The 15298-nt window shown below is 69.3% G+C and carries 15 protein-coding genes; 6 read left to right on the forward strand and 9 right to left on the reverse strand.

Features of this window, described 5'->3' with window-relative positions; genetic code table 11:
• Window positions 1-2: 2 nt before the first annotated feature.
• The gene (locus tag ACIQLK_RS02955) at window positions 3-1403 is read right to left on the reverse strand and encodes a TrkH family potassium uptake protein (protein WP_400362812.1); all 1401 of its coding nucleotides are present in this window, start codon (window positions 1401-1403) and stop codon (window positions 3-5) included.
• Between the two features lie 126 nt (window positions 1404-1529).
• Here ACIQLK_RS02955 and nhaA point away from each other — a divergent pair, with 126 nt between their 5' ends.
• Window positions 1530-2891, forward strand: coding sequence for a Na+/H+ antiporter NhaA (nhaA, locus tag ACIQLK_RS02960; protein ID WP_400362813.1), 1362 nt, complete (start codon window positions 1530-1532; stop codon window positions 2889-2891).
• An 82-nt stretch (window positions 2892-2973) separates the two neighbouring features.
• Window positions 2974-3486 carry a hypothetical protein gene (locus ACIQLK_RS02965; RefSeq protein ID WP_400362814.1) on the forward strand — a complete coding sequence of 171 codons (513 nt, stop codon included), beginning with the start codon at window positions 2974-2976 and terminating at the stop codon, window positions 3484-3486.
• A gap of 30 nt (window positions 3487-3516) precedes the next feature.
• On the opposite strand, the gene ACIQLK_RS02970 is transcribed toward ACIQLK_RS02965, so the two are convergent.
• From ACIQLK_RS02970 to ACIQLK_RS02990, 5 genes are all read right to left on the reverse strand, one after another.
• Complete coding sequence (locus tag ACIQLK_RS02970; RefSeq protein ID WP_400362815.1) at window positions 3517-5409, reverse strand: amylosucrase; 1893 nt, start codon at window positions 5407-5409, stop codon at window positions 3517-3519.
• Window positions 5410-5500: 91 nt separating this feature from the next.
• Complete coding sequence (locus ACIQLK_RS02975; protein ID WP_400362816.1) at window positions 5501-6196, reverse strand: hypothetical protein; 696 nt, start codon at window positions 6194-6196, stop codon at window positions 5501-5503.
• Entirely contained in the window at window positions 6193-7089 is an 897-nt protein-coding gene (locus ACIQLK_RS02980; RefSeq protein ID WP_400362817.1) for an ABC transporter ATP-binding protein, read from the reverse strand. Before ACIQLK_RS02980 ends, ACIQLK_RS02975 begins: the two co-directional genes overlap by 4 nt.
• Window positions 7086-7469 (reverse strand): GntR family transcriptional regulator, encoded by a 384-nt coding sequence (locus ACIQLK_RS02985; protein ID WP_400362818.1) that lies wholly within the window; start codon window positions 7467-7469, stop codon window positions 7086-7088. The genes ACIQLK_RS02980 and ACIQLK_RS02985 overlap by 4 nt, the downstream gene beginning before the upstream one ends.
• Window positions 7470-7596: 127 nt before the next feature.
• Window positions 7597-8763 (reverse strand): MalY/PatB family protein, encoded by a 1167-nt coding sequence (locus ACIQLK_RS02990; protein WP_400362819.1) that lies wholly within the window; start codon window positions 8761-8763, stop codon window positions 7597-7599.
• A 379-nt stretch (window positions 8764-9142) separates the two neighbouring features.
• Here ACIQLK_RS02990 and ACIQLK_RS02995 point away from each other — a divergent pair, with 379 nt between their 5' ends.
• From ACIQLK_RS02995 to ACIQLK_RS03005, 3 genes are all read left to right on the forward strand, one after another.
• Window positions 9143-10441 (forward strand): glycine betaine/L-proline ABC transporter ATP-binding protein, encoded by a 1299-nt coding sequence (locus ACIQLK_RS02995; protein ID WP_400362820.1) that lies wholly within the window; start codon window positions 9143-9145, stop codon window positions 10439-10441.
• Window positions 10441-11430, forward strand: a complete 990-nt coding sequence (locus ACIQLK_RS03000) for an ABC transporter permease (RefSeq protein WP_400362821.1) — start codon at window positions 10441-10443, stop codon at window positions 11428-11430. The genes ACIQLK_RS02995 and ACIQLK_RS03000 overlap by 1 nt, the downstream gene beginning before the upstream one ends.
• 89 nt (window positions 11431-11519) lie before the next feature.
• Window positions 11520-12434, forward strand: coding sequence for a glycine betaine ABC transporter substrate-binding protein (locus ACIQLK_RS03005; protein WP_400362822.1), 915 nt, complete (start codon window positions 11520-11522; stop codon window positions 12432-12434).
• A 13-nt stretch (window positions 12435-12447) separates the two neighbouring features.
• Here ACIQLK_RS03005 and ACIQLK_RS03010 read toward each other — a convergent pair whose 3' ends face one another.
• Both ACIQLK_RS03010 and ACIQLK_RS03015 read right to left on the reverse strand, forming a co-directional pair.
• Window positions 12448-13200 carry a hypothetical protein gene (locus ACIQLK_RS03010; protein ID WP_400362823.1) on the reverse strand — a complete coding sequence of 251 codons (753 nt, stop codon included), beginning with the start codon at window positions 13198-13200 and terminating at the stop codon, window positions 12448-12450.
• A 10-nt stretch (window positions 13201-13210) separates the two neighbouring features.
• Complete coding sequence (locus tag ACIQLK_RS03015) at window positions 13211-14074, reverse strand: hypothetical protein (RefSeq protein WP_400362824.1); 864 nt, start codon at window positions 14072-14074, stop codon at window positions 13211-13213.
• Between the two features lie 84 nt (window positions 14075-14158).
• Between ACIQLK_RS03015 and ACIQLK_RS03020 the strand changes: the two genes are divergently transcribed.
• Window positions 14159-14557, forward strand: coding sequence for a DUF4259 domain-containing protein (locus tag ACIQLK_RS03020; protein WP_400362825.1), 399 nt, complete (start codon window positions 14159-14161; stop codon window positions 14555-14557).
• A gap of 4 nt (window positions 14558-14561) precedes the next feature.
• On the opposite strand, the gene ACIQLK_RS03025 is transcribed toward ACIQLK_RS03020, so the two are convergent.
• A complete protein-coding gene (locus ACIQLK_RS03025; RefSeq protein WP_400363856.1) occupies window positions 14562-15293 on the reverse strand; it encodes a YqjF family protein in 732 nt (243 codons plus the stop codon).
• Window positions 15294-15298 lie beyond the last annotated feature (5 nt).

A 15298-nucleotide genomic window follows, 5' to 3' on the forward strand; every position in this document is an offset into this window, starting at 1 on the left:
CATCATCCGATGATGGGTCGCTCACTCGCGTAGGTGTACATCACATTGCGATGCCGGACGGCCAAGGCGGCGGCCAGGCCGATCGGTCCGATGCGGCCGGCCAGCATGAGCACTGACAGAACGTACTTGCCGAAGGGGTCGAGCTCGGCCGACAGTCCCACCGAGAGTCCGCAGGTCGCGAAGGCCGAGATGACTTCGAAGAGGATGCGGTCCAGCGGCGCGTCGTGCGTGAGGGTCAACAGCGTCGTCGCCGTCAGCACGAGCGAGGCGCCGAGGAACGTCACGCTGATCGCGACCCGGAGGATGCTGTCGGGGATGGTGCGCCGCGCCACCCGGACATCTTTCGTGCCCCGTGCCTCCGCGACGATCGCGAGGAAGAGGACGGCCAGGGTGGTGACCTTGATTCCGCCCGCGGTAGATGCTGATCCGCCGCCCACGAACATGAGCGCGTCGCTGAGCAGCAGGGTGGTCGTCGTCGAGGCCGCTGAATCCGTGATGGCGAAACCGCCCGAACGCATCATCGTCGAGGCGAACAGGCCGTGGAAGATCTTCTCGCCCGGCGACATGTCACCCACCGTGGCTGGATCCGACCACTCGAACACGGACCACGCCACCGCGCCGACCAGCATCAGGATGACCGCAGTCGACAGAGTGAGCTTGGCGTGGAGGGTCCAGCGGGAGTGATCCCAGCGGTTCTTGATCAGTGTGAGGAACACCGGGAACCCGAGGGAGCCGACGAAGACACCGATCATGATGGGGACGAGCACGAAGAGATTGCCTTCGTAGATGCCGAGACCGTCCACATGCGTCGTGAAGCCGGCATTGTTGAAGGACGAGACCGCGTAGAAGACCGCATGCCAGAGACCTTCCGCCCACCCTTCCGCGATGATGAAGGGTGGTGCGAGCGCGACGGCGAGGACGCCCTGCACGCTCACGGTCGTCACCACGACGATGGTCAGCAGACTTCGCACCTCGCCGAGCTCGGGCGCGCCGATGCTCTGTTGCGCGAAGACCCGACCGCCGAGTCCCAGTTTCCGCGTGATGGCGCGGGCGAGAAGCAGAGCCAGGGTGATGACGCCGAGGCCGCCGACTTCGATGGCCACGAGGATGACACCGAGGCCGAACGGCGACCACGCGGCGGCCGTGTCCACCGTGGTCAAGCCGGTGACGGTAATGGCCGATACCGCCGTGAACACGGCATCCTGCACCGGCATCGACCGACCTTCCACGGTCGCGATCGGCAGTGCGAGCAACAGCGAGAAGACGGCCGCCGCGGCGACGAAGATGCCGACCGCGGCTTGGGCCGGTGAACGCCTGAGGAACGTCTCGACAGAACGGAGCGAGGACCTCATCCGCCCTCGCGCGAGCGCCGCATCGCTGCGGGGATCGGGACCGAGAGTCATGGATGCCCACGGTAATTGAGCGGACGGCCCTCGCATAGTTCTCCCGGGCCCGTCGGATAGAATTGGCACGGCGCGTCGGGAAGTCTGGTCGACACTTCTGTCTGTCGATCCTCCGGAGGAACACCTGTGACTGCGCCAAGCCCTGACCGTACTGACCTGCGCGCGCCGCGGTGGCGCGGTTACGCCGAAGCCGCGCGGGTGTCGGCGGTCCTCCGCAAGGAAGCCGTCGGCGGAGCACTGCTGGTCGTGGCCGCCGTCGCGGCGATCGTGTGGGCCAACTCTCCGGCATCTGAGGGGTACTTCGCGTTGCGGGACTTCCGGTTCGGCTACGAGCCGTGGCACTTGGAACTCTCGCTCGGTGCGTGGGCGGCCGACGGGCTGCTGGCCATCTTCTTCTTCCTCGTGGGCCTCGAACTCAAGCGCGAGCTCGTCGTCGGGGACCTGCGGCGCTTCAGCACCGCTGTCGTCCCGGTCACCGCCGCGCTTGGAGGAGTCGCCGTGCCGGCCCTGATCTACGTCGCCGTCGTCCGCGGGCAAGAGGGCCTCGCGCAAGGTTGGGCGATCCCGACCGCCACCGACATTGCCTTCGCCGTGGCGGTCCTCGCGCTCGTCGGTTCACACCTGCCAAGCCCCCTGCGCATTTTCCTGCTGACCCTCGCCGTCGTGGACGACCTCATCGCCATCGGCATCATCGCCGTGTTCTACACCGAGGAGATCGCGGTCCTGCCGCTCGTCGTCGCGGCCGGCGTCGTCGCCGTCTACGGCGTCGTCGCGCAGCGCTATCGGTCGCTGTTCGCGAACCGCCCTTTCGCCGCCTGGCTGGTCCTGCTCCCGATCGGATTCGTCGCCTGGGCATTCCTGCACGCCTCCGGCGTGCACGCCACGATCGCGGGCGTCGCCCTCGCCTTCACCATCCCCGTCAAGCCTGCGCGCGGCGCGACCGACGGCCCCCGCGCGACCGATCTGGCGCACGAGTTCGAGCACCGGTTCCGTCCGCTGTCCGCGGGCTTCGCCGTCCCGGTGTTCGCGTTCTTCGCCGCGGGTGTCGCCGTCGGCGGGACAGACGGCATCTTTCGAGCCGCCACTGACCCGGTGGCCCTCGGGATCGTCGCGGGGCTCGTGCTCGGCAAGCCCATCGGCATCCTCCTCGCGGTGAGAACATTGACCCTGGTGACCAAGATCCGTCTGCACCCCGCACTGCGGTGGGTCGACATGCTCGGCGTGGCGCTGCTGGCCGGTATCGGCTTCACAGTGTCGCTCCTCATCTCGGAGCTCAGCTTTTCGGCGGCGTCGACCGAGGGAGACGACGCCAAGATCGCGATCATGATCGCCTCGCTGCTCGCGGCCCTGATTGCTTCCGGCCTCCTGGCCTCGCGCAACCGCCGTTACCGGCAGATCGCAGCCGCGGAGGCGATCGACGACGATGGCGACGGCACGCCCGACATCTATCAGGACGCGCCTCGCGCGGAAATGAGGACGACGGAGTAGGGTCTCTCAGGCAACGAATGGTGAGCCGGGAAGTCTGGTCGGCAGCGGTCGGACGACCGTTCCCTTCGAACGAAAGCTTGTGATGGAACACGCGGTCCTCACCCTCGGCGACACCGACACCACCGTAGCCCGAGGGATCACGGCGCTGACCAATGCTCAGCACACTCTCGACGGCCGCAGCAGCGAACGTCCTCGCGCAGTCCTCGCCTTCGCGGATCTGCGGGAGCACACTCGGCAGAGCGGCAAGGCCAGACTCCGCGCCATCACCTCCCTGGCGGCCGTCGAGACGAAACGGCACAACGGCATCCGTCATCTCGTCTTCGCCGTCATGCTGGCACCGCGGCACTCATCCGCGTTCGACCGCATCGCCTCGGCGATCGGCGCGCGCGTCCACGCCGATCTCGAGCGCGACAACGCGCGCGATGTCGAGGTCACGTTCCTCGACGTCAGCGAGTGCGGCGACGTCTCCGCTCTCACCGAGCGGTTGTTGGACCGGTGCGACGACCCCGTGGGCCAGCACGGCGTCGTCGTCCTCGACTGGGACGACATCCGGGACAATTCCATCCGGCGCGCCGCCCGAGACCAGTACCTCTGACCGATCGGCCGTCGCGTGCCGGCACAGGCGTCAGACCGGTCGCACCCGCAGCCAGCGGAACCCGTGCGCGGGCAGCTCGAGCCCCCTCGACAGGTCGACGCTCTCCCCGGTCACGACATCGGCGGCGTCGGCCCGGAACCCCGACAGGGTCCCGGCGTCGATCGTGACCGCGTCATCGCCGACGTTCGCGAGCACCAGCACGACGCCTTCGCCGTGGCGCTGGAACCCGACGACCGACGGATGCGGCGTGTGGAACGGCGTCAGCGGGTTGCCCGAGAACTCCGGCGTCCGCCGTCGCGCCTCGATCAGCGCGGTCAGCCGGGAATGGATGCGGCCCGCGACGGTGGACGGATCGTGCCGCGACGCGAAGGCGGCCGGGTCGGCCGCGGGGCGGTGCACCCACCGGCTGTCGTCGGCGTGGGCCGGGTCCTCCCGATACGTGTAGTCGTTGAGCTGACCGAGCTCGTCGCCCAGGTAGAGGAGGGGGATGCCGCCGGTCGACAGCGCGAGCGCATGCGAGAGGACGACGCGGTCCTCGCCGCCCGCGTCTCCCGCCTCGACTCCGGCCAGCGACGCCGTCGTGCCGGTCACCCGGGCGTCTCCGGTTTTCGGATTCTCCTGGAACGGCACGCCGCGCGAGAAGGTGCCGGCGAAGCGGCCGACGTAGAAATCGTTGAGGAACCGGCGGTGGGTGTATCCGTCGATGCCGAGGGCCGCGGCATCCTCGTCCGCGAAGGTCCAGCCGATGTCGTCGTGACTGCGGACGTAGTTCACCCACGCGGTGCCCGGGGGCAGGGCGTGGCGTTCGTCGAGCGCCTTCTGCAGCAACCGGCCGTCGCGGGTGGCGAGGGCCTCCCAGCCGAGCGCCATCTGCAGCGGATTGTAGGAGAGCTGACACTCCTCGGGGGAGATGTAGGTGATGACCTCGTCGGGGTGGACGATCGCCTCGGACTTGAACAGCACCGAGGGCGCGCCGAGGGAGAGCACCTGGTTGAACGCGCGCAGCAGCAGGTGCGCCTCGGGCAGCGACTCGCACGTCGTGCCGAGCCGCTTCCAGATGAAGGCGACGGCATCCATCCGCAGCACCTCGACACCCTGGTTGGCAAGGAACAGCATCTCGCCGGCCATGGCGCGGAACACCGCGGGGTTCGCGTAGTTCAGGTCCCACTGGAAGTGGTAGAACGTCGCCCAGATCCAGCGGCCGTCGGGAAGACGGACGAACGAGCCCGGGTGGTCGTCCGGGAAGATCTCGCGGACCGTCTGCTCGTAGAGGTCGGGCATCGTTCGGTCGGGGAAGATCAGGTAGAAGTCCTCGTACCCGGGGTCGTCCGCGACCGCTCTACGCGCCCACTCGTGCTCGTTGCTCGTGTGGTTGAAGATGAAGTCCACCACGAGCGAGATGCCGGCCTCGCGCAGGTCCGCCGACAGGGCGGCGAGGTCCGCCATGGTGCCGAGGCGGTCGTCGACCGCTCGGTAGCTCGACACCGCGTAGCCGCCGTCGTTGTTGCCCTCGGGGGAGTCGAACAGGGGCATCAGATGCAGGTAGGTGAGCCCCAGTTCCCGGAAGTACGGGATGCGGTCGCGGATGCCGCGGAGCGAGCCCGCGTACCGGTCGACATAGCAGACACCGCCGAGCATTTTCTCCGACAGGAACCAGTCCGGCTCGGCGAGCCGTTGTCGGTCGAGCGCCTTCAGGTCCGCCGGTCGGTCGCGCCAGCTCGCCGCCGCCGCAGCGACGACCGAGGCCAGAGCCTCCCGGCCGTCTTCGCGCTCGCCGTAGAGCTGCCGGAAAAGGTCGTGCAGGACGGGCAGGGCGCCGGCGAGTCGCGCGTCGAACTCGGCATCAGATCCGCCCAGTGCATCGTCTACGGCGGCTCTGGCCGCATCCAGATCGATGGTCGGATCAGGGCTCAGACGTGCCATGGGGCTCCCAGCGTCGGGTCGGTGATCCGCATCGTAGCGCGGCCGGGGACCGCAGATGCGATCCCCGGCCGCGCCGGTGGGTGGTGCAGGCTCAGGCGATCGCGCGACGCAGCATCCGGTACGACAGAGCGGCGAGCACCGCGCCCGCAAGGACCATGACGCCGGTGAGCGCGATCGGCGTCAGCGAGCCCAAGAACGAGAACAGGTCCTCCCACGCCCGCAGCTGCCCGACCAGCCACATCGCGCCGATGAGGACGAAGCCGAGCGACACCAGGGCGATCGTCAGGACGAGATTGCCCCAGCGCTTGTAGACCGTCGCCGCGCAGAACCCGACGACGAAGAACAGCATCGCGAGGCCGAAGAAGAACAGGCCCGCCACCAGCGGTCCCTGCGACCACACCCACGGCAGATAGAACATGTAGCCCCCGATGCCCCATCCGCCGGTGGCCTGCTCGATGAGCCCGCCCACGACGAACAGCGCCGCGAGAACGAAGGCCGTGAGAGCGGCAGTGAGGAGCGTTCCGAGGAAGAACTCGCGCCGGGTCACGCTCATCGCCTGCGAGAACGGAAAGGTCAGCGTCAATGCCTGCACGCCGACGACGCCGAAGTACCACAGCGGTGCCTGGGCGCCGCCGCCGAACATCTGCGCGTCCGCCCCGCTGCCGGCGATGAGCCCGAAGATCGCGAGGCTGATGGCGAGGGTGCCCCCGAGGATGATCAGCGGCACCCAGATGTAGGTGGCACGGTTGACCAGCTGCATGCGCACGACGTTCAGGGTGCGGTTCATCGGAGTGCTCCTTCGTCGGTGCGGGCGGCGTTCTGCGACTGCCGCACGATGAGCTGCTGCAACGAGACCGGCAGGACGTCGAGGCCCGCCATCGCGAGTTCGTTGCGGTCCTCGGCGGTCAATGCACCGATCACGGTGGCGCTCGTGATGCGTCCGAGGCTCTCGCGATGGATGACCTCCCGACCGGCGACGAACTCCTCGACGAGTGCCGTGTTGCCGGCGATCGTCGACGCCCGCCCGCGGATGGACTCGGTGTCCTCGTCCATGATGATCCGGCCGCCCTCGATGACGATGACCTTCTCCAGGAGGTTCGCGACCTCGTCGATGAGGTGGCTCGACAGGATGATCGTGCGGGGATGCTCGGCGTAGTCCTCGAGGAGGCGGTCGTAGAAGATCTGGCGGGCGACGGCATCCAGTCCCAGATACGGCTCGTCGAAGAAGGTGACCTCGGCGCGGGCGGCGATGCCGATGATGACACCGACGGCGGAGAGCTGTCCGCGGGAGAGCTTCTTGATACGGGTCCTCACGGGAAGACGGAACTCGCGGATGAGCCGGTCGGCGACGGTCTGGTCCCAGTTCGGGTAGAACAACCGCGCGGTGCGGAAGGCGTGCGTCGGCGTCGCGTCGTCGGGGTACTTCTGGCTCTCGCGGACGAAGCACATGCGGCTGAGCACGGCGGCGTTCTCGTAGGGGGCCTCACCGAACACGCGGACCTCGCCCGACGTGGGGAAGTTCTGCGCCGTGAGGATCGACATGACCGTCGTCTTGCCGGCCCCGTTGCGGCCCAGCAGTCCGTAGATCGAGTCGCGCTCGATCGTGAACGACACGTCGTCGACGGCGGTGGTGTCGCGGTAGCGCTTGGTGAGGTTCTTCACCTCGATGACGGCGGTCATCGTGCGATTCCTTTCGTGGTGGTGTTCTCAGCGCGCTCCGCCAGCAGGCGGGCGAGGTCGTCGGGTCCGAGGCCGAGCTTGCGGGCCTCGTCCAGAAGCGGATCCAGGTAGCGGTCGGCGAAGGCCGAGCGTCGTTCGGTGAGGAGCAGCTCGCGCGCACCGTCGGCGACGAACATGCCGATGCCGCGGCGCTTCACGAGGACGCCTTTGTCGGTGAGCATCGCGATTCCCTTCGCCGCGGTGGCCGGGTTGATGCGGTGGAAGGCCGCCAGCTCGTTCGTCGACGGTGCCTGCTCCTGCTCGGACAGGCTGCCGTCGATGATCGAGTCCTCAACGCTTTCTGCGATCTGCAGGAAGAGTGGGCGTCCTTCGTCGACCATTCCGACTCCGCGTTCTTGTTCGTTGGTTAGTTACATGAGTAGGTAACCACTGAACCTGCAGGGTGTCAACCGGATACGACAAATCCCGCGATGCCCGAAGGCGCCGCGGGATCCGTTCGTCGGGCGGTCAGGCCCGGAGGGACGCGCCGAGGCGACGCACGATCTGCTCGAGGATCGGTTTCGGCGTCGCGAATATCAGCCGGGTGAATCCCGTGCCGGCGACACCGCACATCGAGCCCTCGGTGAGGGTCACCCCGGCCTCGCGGCTGAAGTACTCCGCCGGGCGGTCGCCGAGCCCGACGGTGCGGAAGTCGATCCAGCCCACGTACGTCCCCTCGGGCTTCGGCATCCACGCGCCGGGGAGCTCCTCGGCGATCAGCTCGCGGAGGGTGTCGCGATTGTGCTCGAGGTACGGCACGAGGTCGGCGAGCCACGGGTCGCCCTCGCGGTAGGCCGTGGCGTTCGCGATCGCGCCGAGGTTGCTGGTTCCGTGCCCGGCGAAGGGGCCGAGCCGCTCCCAGGTCTCGCGATCCGCGTCGCTCGTGAGCACGAGCTGGGCGCACTTGAGCCCGGGGAGGTTCCACGCCTTCGATGCGCTCATCGCGGTGATCGTGTGCTGCGCCGCGGCCGGGGAGACCGTCGCGTAGGGGGTGTGGGTCGAGCCGCTGTAGACGAGCGGCGCCCAGATCTCGTCGGAGAAGACGCGGCCGCCGTTGCGGTCGACGACCTCTGAGATCGCGAGGAGCTCGTCCCGCGAGAAGACGCGTCCGACCGGGTTGTACGGGTTGCAGAGCAAGAGGAGATCGCCCCCGTCGTCGAAGGCGCGCTGCAGGGCGTCGAGGTCGAACTCGTACCTACCGTCGCGGACGGCGAGCGGCACCTCGATCACCTCGCGCCCGCGCATCGGCGGCACGAAGAGGAACGGCATGTACGACGGCGTCGGCACGATGATCTTCGAGCCCGGTGCGGAGCAGTGCTCCATCGCGAGCTCGAGACCCATGATGACGTCGGGGATCGGCTGGACGTCGGATGCCGCCACCTGCCACCCGTACCGGCGATCGAGGAACTCTGCGGTCGCCTCGGACAGGTCAGCGCTGATCCCGAGCGGCATGTAGCCGAACGAGCCGGAGTCCACGGCACGGTGCAGGGCGGCGGTGATGGTCGGATCGATCCCGAAGTCCATCTCGGCGACGAAGGCGCCGAGCGTCCCGTCATCCGCCGACCACTTGGTCGCCCCCGTCGACCGCAGGTGGTCGATGGTCGTGGCGTCGATGCGTCGCGCGAACTCGCTCATGCGTGGGGGCTCCTCGGTCGGGATCGGTGTTCCCTCAACTCTGCACCCCCGGGGGCGGTCCCGGGTCGAGCCCCGGGGCGCGCGCGTGATACCGACTGTCGCGGATTCATGCAACCTCATGGATCGATTTGATCCTCGTCAACGATCTTCGTTACCGTCGGACGTGGGCCTGGTGCCCTCGACGACCAGTCCGCGGCCGTTCGAACCGACTTCCTGGGGAGTCGGCGACGAGCGCTCGTATGGTCGGCGGTCTGGACGACGAGCCCGATGTTCGTCGTCGAAGCACTGCACTTGAGTGACGTTGCGCTCGTGCGGTTGCCGGTGATCGCCACCCGGACGCTACCGATGCGGACGCGTGCGCGCCCGCCGAGGGAAGCACGTGACAACTGCCGCTGTCGAAGCGAAGAATCTGTTCAAAGTCTTCGGACGCAACCCCGGCCAGGCGGTCAAACGCCTGAAGGCCGGGGAACCCCGAGACCAGGTCCGCGATGCCGGGACCGCCGCCGTCATCGACGCGAGCTTCCGCGTCGAGCGGGGCGAGATCTTCGTGATCATGGGGCTGTCGGGCTCGGGGAAGTCCACCATCATCCGCATGCTGAACGGGCTGCATGACGCGACGGGCGGAGAGGTGCTCGTGCACGGCGAGCCGATCACCGGCATCCCGGCCGCGAAGCTGCGCGGCATCCGTCGCGAGCGCATCGCGATGGTGTTTCAGCACTTCGCCCTGCTGCCGCACCGCACGGTCGCCGCCAACGTGGCCTACCCGCTCGAGCTGCAGGGCGCCCCCAAGGCCGAGCGTCTCGCAAAGGCCGAGGAGATCCTCGCCCTCGTCGGGCTCGAGGGGTGGGGCGACAAGCTGCCGTCGGCGCTCTCGGGCGGAATGCAGCAGCGTGTCGGCATCGCCCGCGCGCTCGCCGCGGACACCGACATCCTCCTGATGGACGAGGCGTTCAGCGCCCTCGACCCGCTCATCCGACGTGAGATGCAGGAGCAGCTGCTCGACCTGCAGCAGAAGCTGCAGAAGACGATCATCTTCATCACGCACGACCTCAACGAGGCGATGTTCCTCGGCGACCGCATCGCGGTGATGCGCGACGGCCGCATCGTTCAGATCGGCACGCCCGAGGACATCCTCACCGACCCGGCCAACGACTACGTCGAGCAGTTCGTGCAGGACGTCGACCGCGCCCGCGTCCTCACCGCGGCGAACGTCATGGAGCGCCCGAGCTCGGTCGCGGTGACGGATGCCGCCGGTCCCCGCACGGCGCTGCGCACCATGCGCGACGCTCGCATGGCGGCGGTCTACGTGACCGACCGCAGTCGCAAGCTGCTCGGCATGATCAGCGACCGCGACGCGCTCAAGCTCGTCCGCCGCGGCGAGACGACGATCTCGTCGCTTCTGCGTCCGGTGCCGCAGGCGGTCGGCAGCGACGACGTCCTCATGGACCTGTTCGTCCCGGCCGCCGAGTCGCCGCTGCCGCTGGCGGTGACGGATGCCGAGGGTCGCCTCGTGGGCGTCATCCCGCGCATCACGCTCCTCACCGCTCTCGGGCCCTCGACCACCGAGACCACCGAGATCACGGTGATCCTCGACCCGGTGCCCGGCTCCGTGATCGACGAAGCGCTCGCGGGAGGCGCGGTCGACGGACCGGCCATCGAGAAGGAGGAGGTGCGCTGATGGATGGTTTCCGCATTCCCATCGGTGAGTGGGCAGACGCCGGCGTGGACTGGATCCGCGACACGCTCGGCTGGCTGCTGTCGGGCATCTCGGCGGTGGTCGGCTGGTTCGTCGACGCGCTCGCGAACGCGCTGCTGTCGCTGCCGATCGTCGCCGTCATCGTCATCTTCGCCGCCCTCGCGTGGCTGCTGCGGTCGTGGCGCTTCGCCATCGGCACGGTGGTCGGGTTCGTCCTCATCCTCGGCGTCGGCCAGTGGGTGACCTCGATGCAGACGCTCGCGCTCGTCCTCGTGGCGGCGATCATCGCCGTCGTCATCGCGGTTCCGCTCGGCATCGCGGCGGCTCGCAACGACACGTTCAGCGCGATCCTGCGCCCCGTGCTCGACCTCATGCAGAGCATGCCGGCGTTCGTGTACCTGATCCCCGCCATCGTCTTCTTCAGCATCGGCGTCGTGCCGGGCGTTGTCGCGACGGTGATCTTCGCGCTGCCCCCGGGTGTGCGTCTCACCGAGCTCGGCATCCGGGGTGTCGACAGCGAGACGGTCGAAGCCGGTCACGCGTTCGGCGCCACGCCCGGTCAGATCCTGCGTGGTGTGCAGCTGCCGCTCGCCATGCCGAGCATCATGGCCGGCATCAACCAGCTGATCATGCTCGCGCTGTCGATGGCGGTCATCGCCGGCATCGCCGGCGCCGACGGTCTCGGCAAGGAGATCGTCCAGGCCATGTCGACCGTCGACATCGCGAAGGGCGTCGAGGCCGGCCTCAGCGTCGTGATTCTCGCCGTCTACCTCGACCGCCTCACCGGCGCGCTCGGTGCGCTGAAGAACCAGCGCGGTTCGCTACTCGGCGCCATCGCGCGCCGCCGCGGACCCGGTCAGAAGGGCGGCGAGACGTCGCATCCTCAGGATGCTGCGCAGGACGCGGCCACCGAGGCGGAGCGCGAGAAGGCGTCGCCGCGCCGGGCGCCGATCGCCACGGGCGGCATCTGACCCCACACACGTGCGGCCCCGCGCCGCACGGTCCGGTTGCACCCGGACCTGCACGATACGGAACCAGCAATCACATACGGAAGGCACTCATGAACAAGCGACACCTGACCGGAATCCTCGCGATCGGGGCTGCGGCATCCCTCGCCCTCGCCGGCTGCGCCACGGGCAACCAGACCGAGGGTGGCTCGAACGAGGGCGGCGAGGACAGCCTCGGCACGATCACGCTCGGCTTCCTCCCCTCCTGGACCGACGGCCTCAGCACCGCCTACCTGCTCGAGGACCAGCTCGAGAAGGCCGGCTACACCGTCAAGATGCAGGAGCTCACCGAGGCGGGGCCGCTTTACGCCGGTCTCGCGCAGGGCGACGTCGACATCTACCCGTCGGCCTGGCCCGAACTGACCCACAAGTCCTACATGGACAAGTACGGCGACAAGATCGACGACCTCGGTGCGTACTACGAGGGCGCGAAGCTGACGATCGCGGTGCCCGACTACGTCGACATCGACTCGATCGACGACCTGAAGGCGAACGCCGACCGCTTCGGCGGGAAGATCTACGGCATCGAGCCGGGCGCGGGTCTGACGAAGCAGACGCAGGAGTCGATGATTCCCGGGTACGGCCTCGAGGACAGCTACGAGCTCGTGACCTCGTCGACCGCGGCGATGCTCACCGAGCTCGACAGCGCCGAGGCGGCGAAGCGCGACATCGTCGTGACGTCGTGGCGTCCGTTCTGGGCGAACGACACCTACAACCTCAAGGACCTCGACGACCCGAAGGGTGCCATGGGCAAGGCTGAGGCCCTGCACTTCCTCGCGACCGACGGCTTCACGGAGGAGTACCCCGAGGCGGCCAAGCTCATCGCCGGCATCAAGCTGGACGACGAGCAGTACGCGAGCCTCGAGGACACCGTCGTCAACACCTACGGCGAGGGCAAGTACGCCGAGGCCATCGACGAGTGGCTGACGAAGAACCCCGACGCCTACGACACGATCATCACCGACTGAGCGGTCGGCGATGTCAAGGGGATCCGGCTCCGGCCGGGTCCCCCTCGTCGTTCCGGCGCTCGGTGAGCGGCTGGGCGACCTTCTTCTCGAGCACCTCGACCGCCTCGTCCGACAGGGCGATGAGCCCGTCGATCTCCTCGCGGACCCGCTGGTAGGCGAGGTGGCGTTCCGCCGGAGTCGCCGCGTCGTCGGTGGCGACGGCGAGCATGCGGGATGCCGTCGCGAGCCGTTTGCGCTCCGCGTCGGTCAGTCCCGAGTCACGGGTGCGGCGGGCCTCACGCTCGGCGAGGTCGAAGGCTACCTCGAAGTCGGTGACGGCCCGGCGGTACTCGGCGACCTGCTCGGCCGTGGGCTTGGAGGCGTCGGCGGGCCGGGCGCGGTCGGCGATCTTCTTGGCGCGGAGGAATCCGGCGGTGAGCGGATCCCGCCCGTTGCTCATCGACGGGAATGCGATGAGCTTGGCGACGTCGAGCTCGTAGTCGAGCCAGCGGTGGGTGACCTCGTCGTGGACGGCGCGGAGATCATCGGCCTGGTCGGTGAGAGACCGTGACGGGGTGTCGACCTCGGCCGCCGCGGCCGAGCCGATGCCGCGCTTCGCGGCGGCGCGGGCGGCGGTGAGCTCCGCCTTCGCCTTCATGATCTCGAGGCGGTGCTTGTGGCGGCGCTTCGAGGCCGCGGCGAAGGATCCACTCGCTGCAGAGGCGAGCCCGAAGAGCGGGAACACGAGCCACCAGTAGTTGCCCGCGAAGGCCCAGAATCCGTCCACTCGTTACACCTTACGGGCGCGGCCGGTCACGATCGCGTCCGTCACGGCGCGAGCGGTAGGCGTCGAGAGCGGATGCCGCGCCCTCCGCCGCGCGCGCGATGCCGTCGACCGATCGCGCGATCGCCTCGGACGCGATGACGCTCCACAGCGGCGCTGCCGAGTCCGCGGGCGCGTCGTGCGGACGGTGGCCGGCGAGACGCCAGGCCTCCTGCTCCGCGACCGCGAACGCTCGGCCCGCGTCGTCGACGGCGGACCGGTACGCCGTGAACTGCTCGGGGGTGAGCGGAGCAGTGGGGGATGCCGGGCGGTGCTCGCGGGCGATGCCCTCGAGACGCAGGAACTCGGCCGTGGCGGGGACGCGCACGTCGCTGAGCGCGGGGAAGGCGAGGCGACGGGCGGCATCCGTCTCGTACTCCATCCAGCGCGCCGCGATGGCATCGTGCGCGGCCATGAGGCGGGCGAGGGGGAGGTGCTTCGGGTCGGTGCCGCGGGCGGGGACGGCGGCGCGTTCGGCGCTGACGCGGGCGCGGGCGACGCGGATCGTCGCGTGCGCTGCGGCCTTCGCGCGCTGCGCGGTCTCGAGCGCCCGACGCGCGGCGCGGACGTCGTCGGGGCGGGCGCGGCCGGTGGCGCGTTCGGCGTCGACGCGGCTGAGCTCGGCCTGCGCGACGCGCGCTGCGGCACGTGCACCGACGGCGTCGGTGCGCGCCTGCTGCAGTTCGCGCTGCGCGGCGGTGAGGGCGAGGCGCCGGGCGCGGGTCGTCCGGCCGCGGCGGACGCCGACGAACCCGACCGCGCCGGCTCCTGCGGCGGCGGGGGCGACCCACCAGAACTCCGCCAGCGCGGCTCCGATCCCCACGATCCAGAGCTGCATGCCGCCATGGTATCCGCGACCGGTGGATGCGCTCCCAGGGATCGGGCGTTCTGAATGTCGCTTCCGCTCGCTACGCTCTGCCGCATGGGCACATGGAGCGAAGAACCGTTCGGCAACGACACCGCGGCGGATTGGGCATGGGAGCTCGACGAGGCGGATTCATGGGACGTCGTCGCCGATGCACTCCAGGAGTATCTCGGTGACGACGAGACGGACGCGGGCGCCGACGAAGTAGCGGTCGCCGCCGCTGCCGTCGTCGCGCACGGCGCGGGTCTGCCGCTGTCCGAGGCGGAGGACACCGAGTCGGTGGAAGGCTTCCTCGCTCGTGTCGGAGCGCCACCGGCATCCGCCGCGACGGCGGCCCGTGCGGCCCTCGACAAGGTCGGCGGGCAGTCCGAGCTCGCCGAGCTCTGGGCCGATGCGGACGAGCTGGACGAGTGGCGGGCGACTCTCGCTCGCGTGCGGGACGCGCTTCCCGCCTGAGTCGTCAGCGCACGAGGCGCGCGCCCGAGAACCGGGTGACGACGCCGGGATGCCGGGCGGGCATCGCGAACACGGAATCGGGTGCGCGGTCGGTGAGACCCGGGAACCCGGCATCGGCCAGCAGGCCGTCGTCCAGACCATCGACCTCGGCGCGGACGAGCGGCCACGGCTCGTGCTCGTTCGCGGCCCAGATCGTGCGCCCGAGGTGACGCTCGTGGAAGCCCCACCGCGCGGTGAGGAAGCGGCTCAGCTCGTCGTCGACGACCTCGGTTCCGGGGACGACGCGGATGCGGGTGCGCACGCGATCGCCGAATCCCGGATGCCGCCGCGACGCGTACTCGACCGCGTCGCCGTCCGTCCGCATCGCGGCCTTCGCCCACCGGTAGGGCAGGCCGAACACGGCGCGGGCACCGAGCACCGGCAGCAGGTGCTCGGCCTCGAGCGTCTGGAAGACGACGCCGCGGCGACCGGCGGCATCCTTCGCGTAGGTGCGGACGTTGATCTCGACGAACCGGCCGACGAAGGGGACCGGCGGCAGCGGCAGGAAGCGGAACTCGCTGAGGACGAACGGGATGAGGCCCACCCAGGCCGACCCGTCGAAGACGTCGGGTTCGGTTCCGGGCGGCAGGAGCGGGGCGACCTGGGCGGGATCGACCCGCCAGTGCAGGAAGCAGGCGCCGCTCCAGCGCTGCTGCAGCACCGCGCGACCCGGCAGGGCAGGCGCGGTGGCGTCCATCACCC

The organism is Microbacterium sp. NPDC091382 (assembly GCF_044757025.1).
In the GTDB taxonomy this organism is placed as follows: domain Bacteria; phylum Actinomycetota; class Actinomycetes; order Actinomycetales; family Microbacteriaceae; genus Microbacterium.